This window comes from Burkholderia sp. HI2714, assembly GCF_002223085.1.
In the GTDB taxonomy this organism is placed as follows: Bacteria; Pseudomonadota; Gammaproteobacteria; order Burkholderiales; family Burkholderiaceae; genus Burkholderia; species Burkholderia lata_D.
Map to the genome: position 1 here is coordinate 1 of NZ_NKFM01000149.1, position 1,206 is coordinate 1,206.

At 63.4% G+C, this 1,206-nt stretch carries 1 protein-coding gene; it reads left to right on the forward strand.

The annotated features are described in order from the left end of the window. Positions 1–206: 206 nt before the first annotated feature. Positions 207–1,121: a hypothetical protein gene (locus CFB82_RS41560; RefSeq protein WP_143751097.1), complete on the forward strand. Its 915-nt coding sequence runs from the start codon at positions 207–209 to the stop codon at positions 1,119–1,121. Positions 1,122–1,206 lie beyond the last annotated feature (85 nt).

Consider the following 1,206-nt stretch of genomic DNA (forward strand, 5'->3'; position numbering starts at 1 on the left):
GTGCGCACGCTCGCCGGCCGGATGACCGATGCCAAGCGCGCGCTGCTCGCGTGGCTCGGCGAGCCGTTCGATCCCGAGCTGTTTCGGGTCACTGACGCGAATGCGAGGCTGGCAGTTTTTCGATGAGGTAAGATGGGGCCAATTGCGATCGTCCCGCCAACGCGGTGCGCTTGCGGCCTGTCTGTCAAATTGCGCACAATACCGGCATGAAGAAAATCTCATCCAGCCAGACTGACCACGCCAACGCGACGCAACGTGCTGCTGCGCAACGCCCATTGGGTGCCGGTAAAGTTTCCGCCGCCCATGCGGCTCACGTGCTCGAGGCACTGCCTTCAGGCACCTGTCTCGCGATGTACCAGATTGGGCGACGTACGGGACTCGCGAACGACCGGGTGCGCGCGATCGTCGAGCAATTAATCGAAGACGGCAAGCTGTGTGCGGTGCGTCGTATCACGGGCAGCGGTGGGCGCTGGTGTTACGGTCGGGCTCCCCTCGCCGCGCATTCGAAGTCGCCGCGCCGCGAGGATGCGGACGCCCGGCAATCCGCGCTGTTGGCGGCGATCAAACCCGAGCGGCTTTACGAAATGTACGAGTTGGCGCGCGTGCTGGGGGTTGAGACCCGTCAAATCAGGCCGCTGGTCATGATCCTGACCGGATCCGGTGCGCTGATCGCCAGCCAGAAAGTGCGTAGCAACCGGTCCATCACGCTGTATCGGTTGGCACGGGGCACAGTCGCGTCGACAGAGGCGCAGGGCGAGAAAATCGAGCCATCGACACTGCGCGATGGCGTACCGAAATTGACGTCCAGTGATGTCTTCAAAGCGATGCAGTCGGGCATCGGATATCGGGCAGCGGATCTTGCGGCGCGTTTGGGCTTGTCGACCCGCCGGGTAACGGAGCTGCTTTGCGCGCTGACCCGTGATAAGCGGGTGGTTCGAACCAGGCATACAATCGAACGCATCCAGTCGCACGCGCTGTATTTTGTGGCGGGAACGGTGCCGCGCGAGAGCACGGCACCGGCCAGCACCCGTCCATCGCCGCTATCCTCACAACCTGCGTTCGATCACGAGTACGCTCGGTCGCTGCGTGCGTTCCGCGACCTCGCCACGTCGAGCCGCTGACTTGACCATCGGCCGGCCCGCGGCACACTCCAATTCCCGCGTTCGACGATCTATGCCGTCCGTGTTGTTGCGCATTCCGGTTGTA